The organism is Rhizobium sp. 16-488-2b (assembly GCF_017741815.1).
GTDB lineage: Bacteria > Pseudomonadota > Alphaproteobacteria > Rhizobiales > Rhizobiaceae > Rhizobium.
Window position 1 is genome coordinate 120836 of sequence record NZ_JAGHMF010000026.1, and the last position, 16176, is coordinate 137011.

Sequence of the window (16176 nt, forward strand, 5' to 3'; positions counted from 1 at the left end):
GATCGAAGCGATCAGAGCGCCGGCGCCGGGGTGTTCGGCGCCTTGTCCGCTACCTTGTTTTCGTCGGGCCTAGCGGCCAGCGCTTCGAGATGCAGCACGCGCGGGCGGAAGGCCTCGATATAGGCATCGGAGCGGCCAATATAGATCATCGTCGCATCCGGCATCGCCTCGAGCACCTTCATCATCGTCGACTGCCATTCGGGCTCCATGCCCTCGAGCACTTCGTCGAAGACCATCCATTGCGGCCGGACCAGCAAGAGGCGCGCGAAACCGATAGCCCGCTGTTCATCGGCATCGAGCAGCTTGTCCCAGCGTGCGCGCGTATCGAGACGGGCAACGAGATTGTGCAGCCCCGCCTTTTCGAGCGCCGCCACCACATCGTCGTTCTTGTAGGTGTCGGCGGCTGCGGGAAACGCTAGCGCTTCGCGCAAGGTACCGCCGGGAATATAGGCCGATTGCGGCACGAACAGCATGTCGTCGGTGGGTGGCAGGCCGATCTTGCCGCTGCCGCAGGGCCACAGTTCCGACATCGCCAGGAAGAGCAGCTTGCGATTGACGTTGTGGTCGCCGTTGATCATCACCTTCTCGCCGGCCTTGATGGTGACGCTGCCTTCATGCAGCCGGAAGCCGCCACACTGGTCGATCTCCTCGTCCATCTTCGTGGCGATCGTCACATCCTCGAGCGTCAGCGTTCCCGGCGCGCTGCGCTCGTAGGCGATCGTTTCCTTGAGGTCGACGTCGTCGCCCATGGTCGTCAAAGCCTGGCGGAAATCGGTGACGCGCATCAAGGTTGCGCGCCATTCGGCGATCGGGCCGAAGTTCGACACGTACCAGCGCAGCGCGGTGTTGACCTGGTTGAACGCGCCGACCGACATCATCAGCTGACCAAAGGTGAGGCCACCGGAGAAATAGGCGGGCGCCGCCACGATGATCGGAATGACGACGACGAGCCAGCCATAGCCTGCCGACACCCATGTCAGGTTGACGTTGGCCATCGCCAGCTTCTTGATGACGGCGAGAACGGCGCTGATATCGGTGTTGATCCGACCCCGCTCGTTCTCCTCGCCGCGCGCAGCCGTGATCGCCGGAATGTTCTCGTTGGCATGCATCAGTGCAAAGCGCAGCTCGGCCTCCTTGGAGAAACGGTCGGCATTGAGCTTGACGAGCTTGCGCCCGACGAGCTGGCTGAGCACCGAGGCGGAAGCCGCGTAAAAGATCGCCGCCCACACCATGTAGCCAGGAATGGAAAAGGCGTATTCGCCGAAACGGAAGACGAAGCCGCTCGACAGCTCCCAGAGAACGCCGATGAAGCTCACCAGCAGGATCGTCGATTGCACCAGACCGATGACAAGTCCGGTCGTGCTTTCCGCCAGATTACGCGCATCCTCATGCAGGCGCTGGTCCGGATTGACGCCGATCAGCCCGCTGGAGGCGAGCCTGAGCGCCCGCTTGCGCTGCAGCCACTGGTCGACGAGGTCGCGCGTCAGCCCCTCGCGCATGTAAAGCGCCGTCATCTGGTTCAGCCAGGCCTGCACCACGTTGAGAAGCAACAGCATGCCGGCGATCAGCGCGAAGATCTTCAGCTGGTGGAAGAACCCCGGCAGGTCGCGCCGCGAGATGGCGTCGTAGAAAGGCGCGTTCCACTGGTTGAGGATGACGGTGGCATAGGCTGTCGCCAGAATGATCCCGATCAACGCCGTCGAAAGAATGAGCACCGGCGCCCGCACCCTGGAATGCCAGAATGCCGAAAACATCACCTTGAGCCGGAAGATCAGGCTGAGATCATACCCTACCCGGTCCTGCCCCTGGATGCTCGGTCTGCTTTTGACGTCCTCTGCCATCATGCTTCCTTACGCGTATGTAGCACCTGAATAGCACCGTGAGTCAGCCTGTCCAGCAACAGTTTCTAGCATCAGGTAATGCGCGAGTTACCTCGGCAAATAGGCGACGCCGCGTATCGGTCATTGATTCGCGGCCTGACTGGGTCTATTTAGAGCGCTCCGTGGTGATTTGGCCGGCCGGCTTGCAGCCACGTTAAAGAAGTTGCTAAAGGGCCGCGTGCGGACCGATAGCGATATTTTCGTTTTTTCATCGAGTGACCGCTATGCCGATCAAGATCCCCGATACCCTGCCCGCCTTTGAAACCCTGGTTCAGGAAGGTGTGCGCGTGATGACCGAGACGGCCGCGATCCGTCAGGACATTCGCCCCCTGCAGATCGGGCTTCTGAACCTCATGCCGAACAAGATCAAGACCGAGATCCAGATGGCGCGCCTCATCGGCGCCTCGCCGCTGCAGGTCGAGCTGTCGCTTGTTCGCGTCGGGAATCACAAGGCGAAGAACACCTCGGAAGATCATCTCTTCTCCTTCTACCAGACCTGGGAGGAGATCAAACACCGGAAGTTCGACGGCTTCATCATCACAGGCGCGCCGATCGAAACGCTTCCATACGAAGACGTTACTTATTGGGATGAAATGCAGCAGATTTTCGACTGGACACGCACCAACGTGCACTCCGCGATGAATGTCTGCTGGGGCGCGATGGCCGCGATCTACCATTTTCACGACATTCCCAAGCACGCGCTGACGGAAAAGGCCTTCGGCGTCTATCGCCACAAGAACCTCAAGCCGTCGTCGGTCTATCTCAACGGCTTCTCCGACAATTTCGAGGTTCCGGTCTCACGCTGGACGGAAGTGCGCCGCGCCGACATCGAAAAATCCGAGACGCTGGAAATCCTGATGGAATCGAGCGAGATGGGCGTCTGCCTCGTTCACGAGAAGAAGGGCAATCGGCTCTATATCTTCAACCACGTCGAATATGATTCGACATCGCTCGGCGACGAGTATTTCCGCGACGTGAATGCCGGCGTTCCGATCAAGATGCCGCACAATTATTTCCCGCACAACGACCCGTCGATCCCGCCGCAGAACCGCTGGCGCAGCCACGCGCATCTGCTGTTCGGCAACTGGATCAACGAAATCTACCAGACGACACCTTACAATCTGGAAGATATTGGCGAGGACGGCTGAGACCTTTTCGCTTTGCTTGATACGCCGCCGGACCTGACCGGCGGCGTTTGTTTTTCATATCGCGGCGGTTGCGATTTCATTCAATTGAGAGCAGGTTCTGGCCCGAAATTGCGGACGCGAACCGGGGAGGAAACAGGATGGCGGATGGATTGAAGCGGGACGTTTTTGGAACGACGAAGACGGGCGAGACCGTCCATCGCGTCGAAATCTCGGGCGGCGGCCTGACCGCCAAGGTGATCACCTGGGGCGCGGTCATCCAGGACCTCAGGCTCGAAGGCCATGACGCGCCGCTCACCCTCGGCTTCGATGATTTCGACAGCTATCCCGCCCATTCCGCCTATTTCGGCGCGACGCCCGGCCGCAACGCCAACCGCATCGGCGGCGGCAAGTTCACGATCGATGGCAAGAATTATCAGCTCGACCTCAACGAAAACGGCGTCAGCCACCTGCATGGCGGCTTCGAGAACATCGCGCTGCGCAACTGGACGATCGTCGAGCACGACAGCGACCGCGTCGTCCTGAAGATCGTCGATGCCGATGGCCGCGGCGGCTATCCCGGCAATTGCACCATCCTCGTCACCTACCGCGTGCATGGCGATGGCGAACTCTCGGTCGTCTACGAGACGACCAGCGACCAGCCGACCATCGCCAATGTCTGCCAGCACGCCTATTTCAATCTCGACGGTCGCGACGACACGCTTGGCCACGACATCATGATTGCGGCCGACAGCTACCTTCCGACCGACGAGCGCCAGATTCCGACCGGCGAGATCCGGCCTGTCGAGGGCACGGTCTTCGACTTCCGCGAAATGGCCTCGCTGAAGCGCTTCGAGGGCGACACCCAGGCGCTCTACGACCACAATTTCTGCCTCTCGTCCGAACGTGTCGCCAAGCGTTCCGTGGTGCTCGCGCGCAGCCTCTATTCAGGCGTGTCGATGGAAGTGCGCACGACCGAGCCCGGCGTCCAGTTCTACGCCGCCTTCAAGCTCGATGTACCGGTGCCTGGTATCGGCGGCCGCAAATACGGCCCCTTCGCGGGCTTCTGCCTGGAAACACAGATCTGGCCTGACGCCATCAACCACGAGGGCTTCCCCAACGCGGTTCTGCGCCCCGGCGAAGTGCTGCGCCAGGAAACGGACTACATTTTCTCCAAGAGCTGACGGCAACAAGCCGACCATGCCCGATGTCATCAAACCCTCGCAGAGCTCTGCGAGGGTTTTTTCATGCAAGTTAGCTCTTGCAATTGGTTCCAAAGAGGTTCTATTTTAATCTCATGGATAGAACCAGTCTGATAGCGGAGATCGAGGCACGTGGACTGCGCGACACAGCGCGCAGCGGGCCTCTCTATCGTCGTCTCGCGCAGACACTGACCGGCCTGATCAATGAGGGGCTGCTGAAGCCGGGGGCAGCACTTCCGAGCGAGCGCGATCTGGCCGAAGCCCTGAAGATCGGCCGCGTCACGGTGCGCACCGCCTATCGCGATCTCCTGAACTCAGGCACGCTGGAATCACGCCATGGCAGCGGCACCTTCGTTTCGGCCAAGGTCGAGCGCATGGAGCAGTCGCTCTGGCGGCTTTCGTCCTTCTCCGAAGACATGCGCTCGCGCGGCCGTGTGCCGGCGGCGCGTATCCTGTCGCGCACCATCAACAAGCCCTCGCCGGAGGAGGCCTTCCTGCTGGGCCTCGGCGTCGACGAGCGCGTGTTGCGCCTCGATCGCCTGCGCCTTGCCGACGGGCTGCCGCTGGCGATCGATCGCTCCGTGGTCCCCGTGAAGTTTCTCGATGACACCGCCGGCGGCGAAGGCTCGCTCTACGACGCGCTGACGGCAAGCGGCCACCGTCCGGTGCGCGCGCTTCAGAAGCTCTCCGCCGTCACGCTCGACGCGACCTCGGCGGCAGCGCTCGACGTTGCGGCCGGCGCACCTGCCCTTCTGATCGAACGCGTATCGCGCCTGGAAGACCAGCGCGTCGTTGAATACACCCGCTCCCACTATCGTGGCGATGCATATGATTTTGTTGCAGAATTGAGAATTGGAGACGAGCTATGAGTGAAACCCAGTCGCTGATGTTGCAGGAAGCCGGCCAGTCCCCCGAGGTGGTCGCCACGCTGCTGCGCAAGGAAAAGCCTGTTTTCGACGAGATCGCCAAGCTCTTTTCCAGGAATGCGCCAAGCGTCGTCACCACCGCCGCGCGCGGCTCGTCCGACCATGCCGCCACCTTCTTCAAATATCTCTTCGAGATCACCTGCGGAATTCCGGTGGCCTCGGTCGGCCCGTCCATCGCATCGGTCTATGGCACGCCGCTGCGCCTCAAGGGCGGCATCCACTTCACCGTATCGCAGTCGGGCGCGAGCCCCGATATCGTTGCGCTTCAGGAAGCGGCCAAGCGCGGCGGCGCGACGACCATTGCCGTCGTCAACGTCACCGACAGCCCGCTCGCCAAGCAGGCCGATCTCGTGCTCGACCTCAACGCCGGCGCCGAAAAGAGCGTCGCGGCGACCAAGTCCTTCATCGCCTCGGTCGCGGCCCTCTCGGGCGTCACGGCGGCAATCGGCGCCAGTGGCGACCTGCAGGCCGCACTTGAAAAGCTTCCCGAAGCGCTGAGCGCCACATCGGGCATCGATACGGCTGCCGCCGAAGACGTGCTTTTCAACGCCACCTCGCTCTACACCGGCGGCCGTGGCCCGGCCTTCGCCATCGCGCTCGAGGCAGCGCTGAAGGCCAAGGAGACCTCCGGCCTGCATGCTGAAGCCTTCTCGCTTGCCGAACTCATGCACGGCCCGATGCGCCTTGTGCAGACGGGTTTCCCGATCCTTGCCTTCACGCCCGATGACGCGGCTTACGCAAACAACGTCAAGGCGCTGGAGCGTCTGAGCAAGCTCGGCGCCACCACCGTGCCCTTCTCGACCCAGGAACTCCCCGGCATCAACCTGCGCGTCCCCACGACCGGCAACGGCCTCCTGGACCCGCTGGTCTCGCTGCTGGTGTACTACCGCATGATCGAGGCGGTCACCCGCCGCAAGGGCTTCGACCCCGACAAGCCGGCGAACCTCTTGAAGGTGACGGAGACCGTCTGATGTCGCGCAAGATCTTCACCGGCGCCCGCATCTTCGACGGCGAGCGCTTTCACGACGACGGGGCGCTTGTCGTTGCCGATGGACGTATCGAGACGATCGCCAACCTGAACGACCTGCCAGACAGCGAGACGATCACGCTCGACGGCGGTATCCTCGCGCCCGGTTTCATCGACGCCCAGGTGAATGGCGGCGCCGGCCGGATGCTCAACGACGAACCGTCGCCAGCCTCCATGTACCGCATCGCCGAGGGGCACAGGCCCTATGGCACAACGTCGCTGCTGCCGACGCTGATCACCGACACCGGTGAAGCCACGGTCGCCGCCATCGACGCCGCGAAAGAAGCGGTCAAGACGAACCGCGGCGTGGCTGGCCTTCATCTTGAGGGGCCTCATCTCGCGCCTGCCCGCAAGGGCGCGCATCTGGCCGAACTGATGCGTCCGGTCGAGGATCGCGACGTCAAGGCGCTCTCCGCCGCCGCCGAGGCGATCGGCACGCTGCTGGTGACGATCGCGGCCGAGCAGGTCACGGCACGACAGGTACGAGAACTGAGCGAGGCAGGCGTCACCGTCAGCATCGGCCACTCCGACTGCACGAGCGAGGCCGCCGAAGCGCGCTTCGACGCCGGCGCCCGTGGGGTGACGCATCTCTTCAACGCCATGAGCCAGCTTGGCCATCGCACACCGGGGCTTGTGGGCGCGGCAATCGATCATCCGGCCGTCTGGTGCGGCATCATCGCCGATGGCCACCATGTCGATCCCAAGGCGCTGCGCACGGCGCTGAGAGCCAAGCGCGGCGAGGGCAAGCTGTTCTTCGTCACCGACGCCATGTCGCTGGTGGGTTCCACAGAGAACAGCTTTACGCTGAACGGCCGCACGGTGCGCCGCGAGACCGGCGCCTTCTGCTCGAGACTGGTGCTGTCAGACGGCACGCTCGCCGGCTCCGACGTCGATATGGCCTCGGCGATCCGCTACGGCCTCACCTATCTCGATCTGTCGCTATCAGAAGCGCTGCGCATGGCAACGCTTTACCCCGCCCGCTTCCTGAAGCTCGATGACCGTGGCCGCCTCGCGCCCGGCCTGCGCGCCGATCTAGTGCATATGACCGACGGCATCAAGGTCAACCAGACCTGGATCAGCGGCGAGCCTGCGTGACCGCGAAATGCCGATTGTCAATTTCGCGTTGACAATCGGTCGCCAAAGCCTGGTCTATCCGGTAACGGCCGGCAGGCTCATATTCCCCTCACGAAACGGCGGCACATCAGACGCGCCGCCCTTGTGAGAGGACAAAATCATGGCCCAGATCATCCTGAATTCGGCAACCGCCATCCTGATCGCGGCGGCATTTCTGGCAAAGGCAGCAATGGCGCTCCGCACTGAAAACCAGGTGCGCGTCCGCGTGCCGGTGAAGGTCCGCGACCGGCACCATCCCAACGGTTGAATGACCGAATAATTCCTCGAATTCGCCCCAATATCGACACCGGTCGGGATCAGGAATGCCTCGACCGGCTTGGGAGGGAAAGACAATGACGAAGATCATCGGCGCTGCGGCAATCTTGACGATTGCGCTCGCCACTTATGCGGCGCTCAACCCATACGACACGAGCAAGACCCCGCATAAGCCGTCGCACCAGACGACCGTCAGCGATACCGAACATACCGCCTCGATCCGCTAAGCAGATCTGCGCAAGGCAAAGCCCGCCTTAGACGAACAACTGCCCGCCATTGGCGCTGAGCGTCGAGCCGGTGATAAAGCCGGCATCATCCGAAACGAGAAATACCACGCAGCGCGCGATCTCGTCCGGCGTACCAAGACGCCCGACCGGGATCTGCGGAATGATGCGCTCGTTGAGCACCTTCTCAGGAACCGCGAGCACCATCTCGGTGCCGATATAGCCGGGGCAGATGGCGTTGACGGTGATGTTTTTCGTCGCGCCCTCCTGGGCAAGCGCCTTGGTGAAGCCGAGATCGCCGGCCTTTGCCGCCGAATAGTTCGCCTGCCCCATCTGGCCCTTCTGACCATTGATCGACGAGATATTGACGATGCGGCCGAAGCTGCGCTCGCGCATGCCGGCCCAAACCTGATGCGTCATGTTGAACAGGCCGGTGAGGTTGGTGTTGATCACCTCGTGCCATTGCTGCGGCGTCATCTTGTGAAACATCGCGTCGCGCGTGATGCCGGCATTGTTGACCAGCACGTCGATCGGGCCGAGCTCGGCTTCGATCCGAGCAAGGCCTTCGGAACAGGCTTCGTAACTCGATACATCCCACTTGAAGACTGGAATGCCGGTCTCCGCATGAAACGCCTGGGCGGCTTCGTCATTGCCGGCATAGTTGGCCGTGACCCGATAGCCCGCACTCTTCAAGGCCAGTGAAATGGCGGCGCCAATACCGCGCGTACCGCCGGTGACAACAGCGACTCTGCTCATGTTCCGCTCCCCATATGTAAGGCTCCGCTATCCCCGGAGCTCAACCACGACACGATATAAAGCAGGCTATTAGAGTGCTTCGAAGCACATGGCGACGCCCATTCCGCCGCCGATGCACAATGTCGCAAGTCCCTTCTTGGCGCCGCGGCGCTTCATCTCGAACAGAAGCGTGTTGAGCACGCGCGCGCCGGACGCGCCGATCGGGTGACCGATGGCAATCGCCCCGCCATTAACGTTGACGATCTCGGGGTTCCAGCCCAGATCCTTGTTGACCGCGCAGGCCTGCGCGGCGAAGGCCTCGTTGGCCTCGACGAGGTCGAGATCGTTGATCGACCAGCCTGCCTTTTCCAGCGCCTTGCGCGAGGCCGGGATCGGGCCGGTGCCCATGATCTGCGGATCGACGCCGGCGGTGGCCCAGGAGACGATGCGCGCCAGCGGCTGGATGCCGCGACGCGATGCTTCCGCTTCGGTCATCAGCACGGCAGCGGCCGCGCCATCATTGAGACCAGATGCATTAGCCGCCGTCACCGTGCCTTCCTTGTCGAACGCCGGCCGAAGCTTGGCCATTGCCTCCATGGTGGCGCCGTGGCGGATATATTCGTCCGCATCGACCGTGACGTCGCCCTTGCGCCCCTGGATGACGAAGGGAATGATCTCGTCGCTAAAACGCCCGGCCTTCTGCGCGGCCTCGGCCTTGTTCTGCGAGGCAACGGCGAACATGTCCTGCTCCTCGCGCGTCAGCTGCCACTGGCGGGCGATGTTTTCGGCGGTCACGCCCATGTGGTAGCCGTAGAAGGCGTCGGTGAGGCCGTCCTTGATCATGGTGTCGACCATCTTCATGTCGCCCATCTTGGTGCCGGCGCGCAAATGTGCTGCATGCGGCGCCATCGACATCGATTCCTGGCCGCCGGCGACGATGATCTTCGCATCGCCGAGCGCGATCTGCTGCATGCCGAGTGCGACCGCGCGCAGGCCGGACCCGCAGAGCTGGTTGATGCCCCAGGCGGTCGCTTCCTTGGGAACGCCGGCCTTCATCGCCGCCTGGCGCGCCGGGTTCTGCCCTTCGCCCGCCGGCAGCACCTGCCCGAGGATGACCTCGTCCACTTCGGAGGCATCGACGCCCGCCCTATCGAGCGCGCCCTTGACGGCCGCGGCACCCAGTTCATGGGCGGCGACGGTGGCGAAAGCGCCGTTGAACGAGCCGACGGCCGTACGGCCGGCGCTGGCGATGACGATAGACGGACTGGACATGAAGGTCTCCTCGTTTGCTCCACCACATATAGGTTGAAACTGACAAAGCTTCATCGCCAAGTCAAACGACAAGACAGCACATGCGAATTTTCGAAAGAACTTACGCTGCGTGAATTGTCTTGCACTAAAAGGGGCTTGCCGCATCGCACAAAGAGATTGTCACCGGCCCGATTTTGCGTCTACACTCCCAAGTGGAGGAATTTCAATGACAATAAGACGGGCTTTGGGAGATTCATATGGCGAAGAATGAGGGCCAGGTAGCGATCAAGAAATACGCCAATCGCCGACTGTATAACACCGGCACCAGCACATACGTGACTCTGGAAGACCTGGCGGAGATGGTGAAGAAGGGAGAGGACTTCACCGTACAGGACGCCAAGAGCGGCGACGACATCACGCATTCCGTGTTGACGCAGATCATCTTCGAGCAGGAATCGAAGACCGGCAACACGCTGCTACCCATTTCCTTCCTACGCCAGCTGATCACCTATTACGGCGACCAGATGCAGATGGTGGTTCCGAGCTTCCTGGAACACTCCATGCGCGCCTTTACCGAACAGCAGACGCAGATGCGCGAGCAGGTGACACGCGCGTTCGGTGAGACGCCGCTGACGAAGAACCTGCAACTGCCCATGCAGATGGTCGAGGACCAGGTGCGCCGCAACACCGAGATGTTCCAGCAGGCCATGCAGATGTTCTCGCCCTTCAAGGCGCCGGCAACAGCCGCCAAGGAAAGCCGCAAGGCCGAAGCCAAGGATATCGACGAACTCAAGGAACAGCTGCGCGCGCTTCAGAGCAAGCTCGACAGTCTCTGATACCAGACCCCGATCGCTTCGCATCTCCTCAAGCCGAGAGCTCGGGGAGATGCCGAGACTCATAGCCCGATAGAGACATCCCGCCCGGCGCTGCGGATCGATACCGCGAAGCCGCCGACGACATCGATCAGCGCGATCGTCAGAAGAATGAAGAACACCTGCGTCGCCGCATCCGGAACAAGCAGGAACTCCACCAGAAACGCGATGAAGACAAGCATGGACAGCATGTGGTTGGCCAGGCTGCCGCGCGCGTTGCGCGTTGCGCGCAAAATCTCGAAGAACAGAACGACGAGCGCCACGACGATGAACAGGTCACCAAGCGACATGCTCCAGATCGCCCCTGAGATCATCGACAGTACGATGAGGTCATTGTGAAGCGCGGGAAGTCCGCCGCTGCCCATGAACCCGACCATCGCAAGATTATAGAGAATGAAAGGCACGACCATCAGCGGAATTGCAGTGAACATGTGGCGGTATTCTCCCTCGGTGGAAGAATAGTGCCGTAAATCACCGCGTCACTTCAAGTGATCATGCGATATATTATTGCCAAAACGCAAAAGGCCGGCACACGGCCGGCCTTGCGAATTCTGCTGAAGCAGAACGCATAATGAAATTATGCGCTTTCCTTCGGCGTCAGAACCTGACGGCCGCGGTACATACCGGTCTTCAGATCGATATGGTGCGGGCGACGCAGTTCGCCGGAGTTCTTGTCTTCAACGTAGGTCGGGGCCTTCAGCGCGTCAGCAGAGCGGCGCATACCGCGCTTGGACGGGCTTGTTTTTCTCTTAGGTACAGCCATTTTTCTTACTCCACTTCACAGGCGAACACATCCAACGGCCAGACTGGCGGCCGAAACGACATATCGCGATTTCGGAAATTTTGCGCGCTTATACATGCCTTGGAGGGGCTTGACCAGTCCCCAGCTTTATTTTTTGAGATTCACGTGAATCTCTTATCAGACCTCGTCTTCCTCGACGATCCAAGGCTCCGCGCGCGCCGCATCCTCCCAGGCCTTCCAGGCCGGCAGGGCCTTCATCGCCGCCATATAGCTCAACGTATCGCCCGACGCCACCAGATCGTAGATCTCGAAGCGATTGACGACAGGCGCGAACATCGCATCGGCGCCCGAGAATTCACCAAACAGAAAGGGACCGCCGGAATGAGCGCGCAGATCCCGCCAGATCGTCTCGATGCGCGCCACATCGGCCATGACGCCGTCGGCAAGCGCAATCCGGCCCTTCGGGCGGCGCATGTTCATCGGACAGGCGCTGCGCAGCGCCCTGAAGCCAGAGAGCATCTCCATCGACACCGCGCGCGCCACGGCCCGCTTGTCGCGCGCCTTCGGCCACAGGCCGGCTTCGGGATAAAGCTCGGCGACATATTCGATGATGGCGAGCGACTGCCACACGCGGGTGGCGCCATGCTGCAGCACCGGCACCTGCCCGGTCGGCGAAAACGCCCGAAAGTGCGGATTGCCGGCCGCGTTGTCGAAAGGAACCAGAACCTCCTCGAACGGAATGCCGGCCGCCGTCAGAGCGATCCAGGGGCGAAACGACCAGGAGGAATAGTTCTTGTTGCCGATATAGAGCGTCAGCCGGTCCAAAGATATCTCCCTTGCAAGCAAGCGCGGCCGAGCCGCACATCATCCTTCATACGTGCGATCACGCATGCCAGATGATATCTGGGGTCACCAGCGACATCTTCTGATGTCAGTCATAAATGCATCTGATGTATTCGCCGGAATTGCGCGCCCGGCGCTCGATGACGCCGGCGAGACTGCGCAGGCCGCGGCCCGGCTTGCCGGCATTGCGGTCGATCGGATTGGGCAGAGACACCGCAAGCAGCGCCGCCTGCCGGCTGGTGAGCTTCGACGCCGGCACCTTGAAATGATAGCGCGCCGCCGCCTCGATGCCATAGATACCCGGGCCCCATTCGGCGATGTTGAGATAGATCTCCATCAGCCGCCGCTTCGACCAGACGAAATCGGCCGTCACCGCCAGCGGCAGTTCCATCGCCTTGCGCACGAAGGAACGGCTGTTCCACAAGAAGAGGTTCTTCGCCGTCTGCATCGGAATGGTGCTGCCGCCGCGCGTCGCTTCACCGCGCAACGTGTCGGTCACCAGCATCCGCATCTCGCCCCAGTCGACGCCACCGTGGAAACAGAACTGCCCGTCTTCCGACATCATCACCGATTGCACCAGAACCGGCGAGATCTGGTCGATCGACACCCATTGCCGGTCGTAGCCGCGCAAGAGAACCAGATCGCGCAGCATCAAGGTCGAGACTGGATGGATGAAGGGCAGCACGTAAAGTAAGATCAGCGCATAGGGCAGAACAAGCAGCGCGGCGATCGCCAGAACAATGCGCATCATAAGCGAACGACCCTTTAGCCAAACGAGGGCGCGCCGATGGATCGGCATGGCCATGCTGTCGTCTGTCTCCGGCGTGATGTCCAATTCCCCTGACCCAGTCTCGTTCCCCTCTTCTCCATACCGCCTGCAAACTGGCATGGCCAGACACAAAGGAAATCTTGGTTGCTCTGTCGACAATTCCGTTGCAAGCCCAAGCCCGCCCGTGCCAAACAACGCCGCATGAACGCGCATCTGAAGACATTCGAAAGCCGGCTCGCAGCCAACGCCCGTGAGATCGAAGGCGTGCTCGACGCGCTGCTTTCTCAAGCGGTCTTGGACGACGAGATCGCACGCCCGGAAAACCTGCGCTCGGCCATGCACTACGCGGTGCTGAACGGCGGCAAGCGGCTGCGCCCGTTTCTGGTCGTCGAGACGGCAACGATGCTCGGCGGCAATCGCGACGCCGCCCTGCGGATCGGCGCCGCGCTCGAATGCGTTCACTGTTATTCGCTCGTCCACGACGACCTGCCTGCCATGGACGACGACGACCTGCGCCGCGGCAAGCCGACGGTGCACATCGCCTATGACGAGGCGACCGCCATTCTCGCCGGCGACAGCCTGCTCACCTACGCCTTCGACATCATCGCCTCGACGCCAGGTATCGACGAGGCGCGCAAGGTCGCGCTGATCCTCGCGCTGTCGCGCGCCTCCGGCCTCGGCGGCATGGCCGGCGGACAGGCGCTCGATCTGGCCGCGGAGAAGCAGGCGCCGGACGAACAGGGCATCATCATGCTGCAGGCGATGAAGACGGGTGCGCTCATCCGCTTCGCCTGCGAGGCGGGCGCCATCGTGGCCGGCAGCCCGGCTGAGGACCGCGCGACATTGCGCCGGTTCGGCGAACGCATCGGCCTCGCCTTCCAGCTCGCCGACGACATCCTCGACCTGACCGCCGACAGCGCCACCATGGGCAAGGCAACCGGCAAGGACGCCGGCCGCGGCAAGGGTACTCTGGTGGGCCTGCACGGCATGGCCTGGGCCGAGGCGACGCTCTCAGCCCATGTGAAGGAAGCCGAAGCGCTGCTGGCCCCCTATGGCGAGCGCGCCACGGTTCTCGTCGAAGCAGCCCGCTTCATCGCCGAGCGCAAGAGCTGAGACAGCAATCGCTGAAAAAACGTCACCGAGACAAGATTCCGGCGCCCGCTCAGGCTCTGCTCTCTTGCCGAGCGACACGTGGCGCGCCTAGAACTTGGCGCAAGGCCGCAACGATGCGCGGCCGTTCCCAAGAGAAGCGCCATGCACGAGACCCTGAGCTACCTTCCGCAGATCCTGCCGGCTTATATCGCCTATATCGTCGCCGTCATCAGCCCCGGCCCGGCCATCATGGCGATCGTCTCGACATCCATGGTGCATGGCCGCAAGGCCGGCATGACGATCTCGCTCGGCATTTTCGCCGGCTCCTTCACCTGGGCCTGCGCGGCGGCACTCGGGCTTGCCACCATTCTCAACACCTACGCGGTGGCGCTTGAGATCCTGAAGATTTTCGGTGGCCTCTATCTGCTCTATCTTGCCTACAAGGCCTTCAAGGCCGTGCGCGCCAATCCCGATATCAAGCAGGCCACGACGCCGAAGAACATGTCGACCCGCGCGCTACTTTTGCGCGGCTACGGCATTCACGTCACCAATCCGAAGGCGATCTTCGCATGGCTGGCGATCATCGCGCTCGGCATGCCTCAGGGCGCGCCGGCATCCGTTGCCGGCCTGATCGTCGGCATCTGCCTGACGACGGGCTTCATCGTCTTCATGGGCTATGCCGTGCTCTTCTCGACACCGCAGGCGCTGAAGATCTATTCAAGCCTGCGCCGCTGGATCGAAGGCGCCATGGCGGCCTTCTACTGCTTCGCAGGGCTGAAGCTGCTCACCAGCCGGATCTGATTTTGGATAGGAAAAGCGACGGCGCGGATTACTCCGCCGCCGTCCTGTTCTGGCCGAAACGCTTTTCGATGTAATCGGCGACCAGCGCCTCGAAATCCGACGCGATATTCGGACCGCGCAGCGTCATCGCCTTCTGGCCATCGATATAGACGGGCGCAGACGGGCTCTCGCCGGTTCCTGGCAGCGAGATGCCGATATCGGCATGCTTGCTCTCACCGGGGCCGTTGACGATGCAGCCCATGACCGCGACGTTGAGCGCCTCGACACCCGGATACTTGTCGCGCCACACGGGCATGTTCTTGCGCAAGTCGTTCTGGATGTTCTGCGCCAGCTCCTGGAAGACCGTCGACGTCGTACGCCCGCAGCCGGGACAAGCCGCGACGACAGGAATGAACTGGCGGAAGCCCATGACCTGCAGGATTTCCTGCGCCACCTGCACTTCACGCGTACGGTCGCCATTCGGCTCCGGCGTCAGCGATACACGGATCGTATCGCCGATCCCGTGCTGCAGCACGTAGCCCATGGCGGCAGAAGAAGCGACGATGCCCTTGGTGCCCATGCCGGCCTCGGTGAGGCCGAGATGCAGCGCATGGTCGGAACGTTCAGACAGCATGGAATAAACAGCGATCAGGTCCTGCACCTGGCTGACCTTGGCCGACAGAATGATGCGGTTGCGCGGCAGGCCGATCTCTTCGGCGAGATTGGCCGAGATCAGCGCCGACTGCACGATCGCCTCGCGGGTAACCTGGCGGGCCGAGAGCGGCGAACCGGCGGCCGAGTTCTGGTCCATCAGAGCGGTCAGCAGTTCCTGGTCGAGCGACCCCCAGTTGACGCCGATACGCACAGGCTTGTCGTAGCGGATCGCCATCTCGATGATGTCGCCGAACTGCTTGTCCTTCTTGTCCTTGAAGCCGACATTCCCGGGATTGATCCGGTACTTCGCCAGCGCCTCGGCGCAATCGGGATGATCGGCAAGCAGCTTGTGGCCGATATAATGGAAGTCGCCGACCAGCGGCACGTCCATGCCGAGGCGCAGCAGCCGGTCGCGGATGCGCGGCACGGCGGCAGCGCTTTCATCGCGATCGACGGTGATACGAACAAGCTCGGAGCCGGCCTTGTAGAGCGCGGCCACCTGGGCGACAGTGGCGTCGATATCGGCCGTATCCGTATTGGTCATCGACTGGACGACGACGGGCGCGCCGCCGCCGACGATGACGCCGCCGACATCGACGGCAACGGATGCGCGGCGCGGTTTCGGATCAAAATCCGTAGCTGAAGACATGGATAGAGCTCTTGAAC

General features: G+C 62.2%; 18 protein-coding genes and 1 riboswitch. Of the genes, 10 read left to right on the plus strand and 8 right to left on the minus strand.

Annotated features, from left to right (window positions below; translation table 11 throughout):
* Nucleotides 1-11 precede the first annotated feature (11 nt).
* A complete protein-coding gene (locus J5286_RS20985; protein ID WP_209191962.1) occupies nt 12-1841 on the minus strand; it encodes an ABC transporter ATP-binding protein/permease in 1830 nt (609 codons plus the stop codon).
* A gap of 151 nt (nt 1842-1992) precedes the next feature.
* Nucleotides 1993-2070, plus strand: a riboswitch (SAM riboswitch).
* 34 nt (nt 2071-2104) lie between these two features.
* On the opposite strand from J5286_RS20985, the gene metA reads away from it, so the two are divergent.
* The 7 genes from metA (at nt 2105) to J5286_RS21020 (ending at nt 7775) form a co-directional block, all read left to right on the plus strand.
* Complete coding sequence (gene metA, locus J5286_RS20990; protein ID WP_209191963.1) at nt 2105-3028, plus strand: homoserine O-acetyltransferase MetA; 924 nt, start codon at nt 2105-2107, stop codon at nt 3026-3028.
* A 137-nt stretch (nt 3029-3165) separates the two neighbouring features.
* Complete coding sequence (locus J5286_RS20995) at nt 3166-4188, plus strand: aldose epimerase family protein (protein ID WP_209191964.1); 1023 nt, start codon at nt 3166-3168, stop codon at nt 4186-4188.
* A 113-nt stretch (nt 4189-4301) separates the two neighbouring features.
* Entirely contained in the window at nt 4302-5075 is a 774-nt protein-coding gene (locus J5286_RS21000; protein ID WP_112942684.1) for a GntR family transcriptional regulator, read from the plus strand.
* Nucleotides 5072-6103: an SIS domain-containing protein gene (locus tag J5286_RS21005; protein WP_209191965.1), complete on the plus strand. Its 1032-nt coding sequence runs from the start codon at nt 5072-5074 to the stop codon at nt 6101-6103. The genes J5286_RS21000 and J5286_RS21005 overlap by 4 nt, the downstream gene beginning before the upstream one ends.
* Nucleotides 6103-7254, plus strand: a complete 1152-nt coding sequence (nagA, locus tag J5286_RS21010) for an N-acetylglucosamine-6-phosphate deacetylase (protein WP_209191966.1) — start codon at nt 6103-6105, stop codon at nt 7252-7254. Before J5286_RS21005 ends, nagA begins: the two co-directional genes overlap by 1 nt.
* A gap of 139 nt (nt 7255-7393) precedes the next feature.
* The gene (locus J5286_RS21015) at nt 7394-7540 is read left to right on the plus strand and encodes a hypothetical protein (protein ID WP_209191967.1); all 147 of its coding nucleotides are present in this window, start codon (nt 7394-7396) and stop codon (nt 7538-7540) included.
* Between the two features lie 85 nt (nt 7541-7625).
* Nucleotides 7626-7775 carry a hypothetical protein gene (locus J5286_RS21020; RefSeq protein ID WP_209191968.1) on the plus strand — a complete coding sequence of 50 codons (150 nt, stop codon included), beginning with the start codon at nt 7626-7628 and terminating at the stop codon, nt 7773-7775.
* A gap of 27 nt (nt 7776-7802) precedes the next feature.
* On the opposite strand, the gene J5286_RS21025 is transcribed toward J5286_RS21020, so the two are convergent.
* Entirely contained in the window at nt 7803-8528 is a 726-nt protein-coding gene (locus tag J5286_RS21025) for a beta-ketoacyl-ACP reductase (protein ID WP_209191969.1), read from the minus strand.
* Nucleotides 8529-8597: 69 nt separating this feature from the next.
* Nucleotides 8598-9779, minus strand: coding sequence for an acetyl-CoA C-acetyltransferase (locus tag J5286_RS21030; protein ID WP_209191970.1), 1182 nt, complete (start codon nt 9777-9779; stop codon nt 8598-8600).
* A gap of 236 nt (nt 9780-10015) precedes the next feature.
* Between J5286_RS21030 and phaR the strand changes: the two genes are divergently transcribed.
* The gene (gene phaR, locus J5286_RS21035) at nt 10016-10594 is read left to right on the plus strand and encodes a polyhydroxyalkanoate synthesis repressor PhaR (protein WP_018901844.1); all 579 of its coding nucleotides are present in this window, start codon (nt 10016-10018) and stop codon (nt 10592-10594) included.
* Between the two features lie 59 nt (nt 10595-10653).
* Here the strand turns inward: phaR and J5286_RS21040 are convergent, their stop codons facing one another.
* From J5286_RS21040 to mtgA, 4 genes are all read right to left on the minus strand, one after another.
* Complete coding sequence (locus tag J5286_RS21040) at nt 10654-11061, minus strand: hypothetical protein (RefSeq protein WP_047508975.1); 408 nt, start codon at nt 11059-11061, stop codon at nt 10654-10656.
* A 146-nt stretch (nt 11062-11207) separates the two neighbouring features.
* A complete protein-coding gene (rpmF, locus tag J5286_RS21045; RefSeq protein ID WP_003543812.1) occupies nt 11208-11393 on the minus strand; it encodes a 50S ribosomal protein L32 in 186 nt (61 codons plus the stop codon).
* A gap of 156 nt (nt 11394-11549) precedes the next feature.
* Nucleotides 11550-12197 carry a glutathione S-transferase family protein gene (locus J5286_RS21050; protein WP_209191971.1) on the minus strand — a complete coding sequence of 216 codons (648 nt, stop codon included), beginning with the start codon at nt 12195-12197 and terminating at the stop codon, nt 11550-11552.
* A gap of 106 nt (nt 12198-12303) precedes the next feature.
* Nucleotides 12304-13050 carry a monofunctional biosynthetic peptidoglycan transglycosylase gene (mtgA, locus tag J5286_RS21055; protein ID WP_209191972.1) on the minus strand — a complete coding sequence of 249 codons (747 nt, stop codon included), beginning with the start codon at nt 13048-13050 and terminating at the stop codon, nt 12304-12306.
* A gap of 135 nt (nt 13051-13185) precedes the next feature.
* On the opposite strand from mtgA, the gene J5286_RS21060 reads away from it, so the two are divergent.
* On the plus strand, nt 13186-14097 hold the full coding sequence (locus J5286_RS21060; RefSeq protein ID WP_209191973.1) for a polyprenyl synthetase family protein: 912 nt from the start codon (nt 13186-13188) through the stop codon (nt 14095-14097).
* Nucleotides 14098-14238: 141 nt separating this feature from the next.
* A complete protein-coding gene (locus J5286_RS21065) occupies nt 14239-14877 on the plus strand; it encodes a LysE family translocator (protein ID WP_111562668.1) in 639 nt (212 codons plus the stop codon).
* A gap of 28 nt (nt 14878-14905) precedes the next feature.
* Here J5286_RS21065 and ispG read toward each other — a convergent pair whose 3' ends face one another.
* Nucleotides 14906-16159, minus strand: coding sequence for a flavodoxin-dependent (E)-4-hydroxy-3-methylbut-2-enyl-diphosphate synthase (ispG, locus tag J5286_RS21070; protein ID WP_113238175.1), 1254 nt, complete (start codon nt 16157-16159; stop codon nt 14906-14908).
* Between the last annotated feature and the right edge of the window lie 17 nt (nt 16160-16176).

Coding starts and splice junctions, on each gene's coding strand:
- J5286_RS20985 (WP_209191962.1), bottom strand. CDS start 1,841: ATGGCAGAGGACGTCAAAAGCAGACCGAGCATCCAGGGGCAGGACCGG.
- metA (WP_209191963.1), top strand. CDS start 2,105: ATGCCGATCAAGATCCCCGATACCCTGCCCGCCTTTGAAACCCTGGTT.
- J5286_RS20995 (WP_209191964.1), top strand. CDS start 3,166: ATGGCGGATGGATTGAAGCGGGACGTTTTTGGAACGACGAAGACGGGC.
- J5286_RS21000 (WP_112942684.1), top strand. CDS start 4,302: ATGGATAGAACCAGTCTGATAGCGGAGATCGAGGCACGTGGACTGCGC.
- J5286_RS21005 (WP_209191965.1), top strand. CDS start 5,072: ATGAGTGAAACCCAGTCGCTGATGTTGCAGGAAGCCGGCCAGTCCCCC.
- nagA (WP_209191966.1), top strand. CDS start 6,103: ATGTCGCGCAAGATCTTCACCGGCGCCCGCATCTTCGACGGCGAGCGC.
- J5286_RS21015 (WP_209191967.1), top strand. CDS start 7,394: ATGGCCCAGATCATCCTGAATTCGGCAACCGCCATCCTGATCGCGGCG.
- J5286_RS21020 (WP_209191968.1), top strand. CDS start 7,626: ATGACGAAGATCATCGGCGCTGCGGCAATCTTGACGATTGCGCTCGCC.
- J5286_RS21025 (WP_209191969.1), bottom strand. CDS start 8,528: ATGAGCAGAGTCGCTGTTGTCACCGGCGGTACGCGCGGTATTGGCGCC.
- J5286_RS21030 (WP_209191970.1), bottom strand. CDS start 9,779: ATGTCCAGTCCGTCTATCGTCATCGCCAGCGCCGGCCGTACGGCCGTC.
- phaR (WP_018901844.1), top strand. CDS start 10,016: ATGGCGAAGAATGAGGGCCAGGTAGCGATCAAGAAATACGCCAATCGC.
- J5286_RS21040 (WP_047508975.1), bottom strand. CDS start 11,061: ATGTTCACTGCAATTCCGCTGATGGTCGTGCCTTTCATTCTCTATAAT.
- rpmF (WP_003543812.1), bottom strand. CDS start 11,393: ATGGCTGTACCTAAGAGAAAAACAAGCCCGTCCAAGCGCGGTATGCGC.
- J5286_RS21060 (WP_209191973.1), top strand. CDS start 13,186: ATGAACGCGCATCTGAAGACATTCGAAAGCCGGCTCGCAGCCAACGCC.
- J5286_RS21065 (WP_111562668.1), top strand. CDS start 14,239: ATGCACGAGACCCTGAGCTACCTTCCGCAGATCCTGCCGGCTTATATC.
- ispG (WP_113238175.1), bottom strand. CDS start 16,159: ATGTCTTCAGCTACGGATTTTGATCCGAAACCGCGCCGCGCATCCGTT.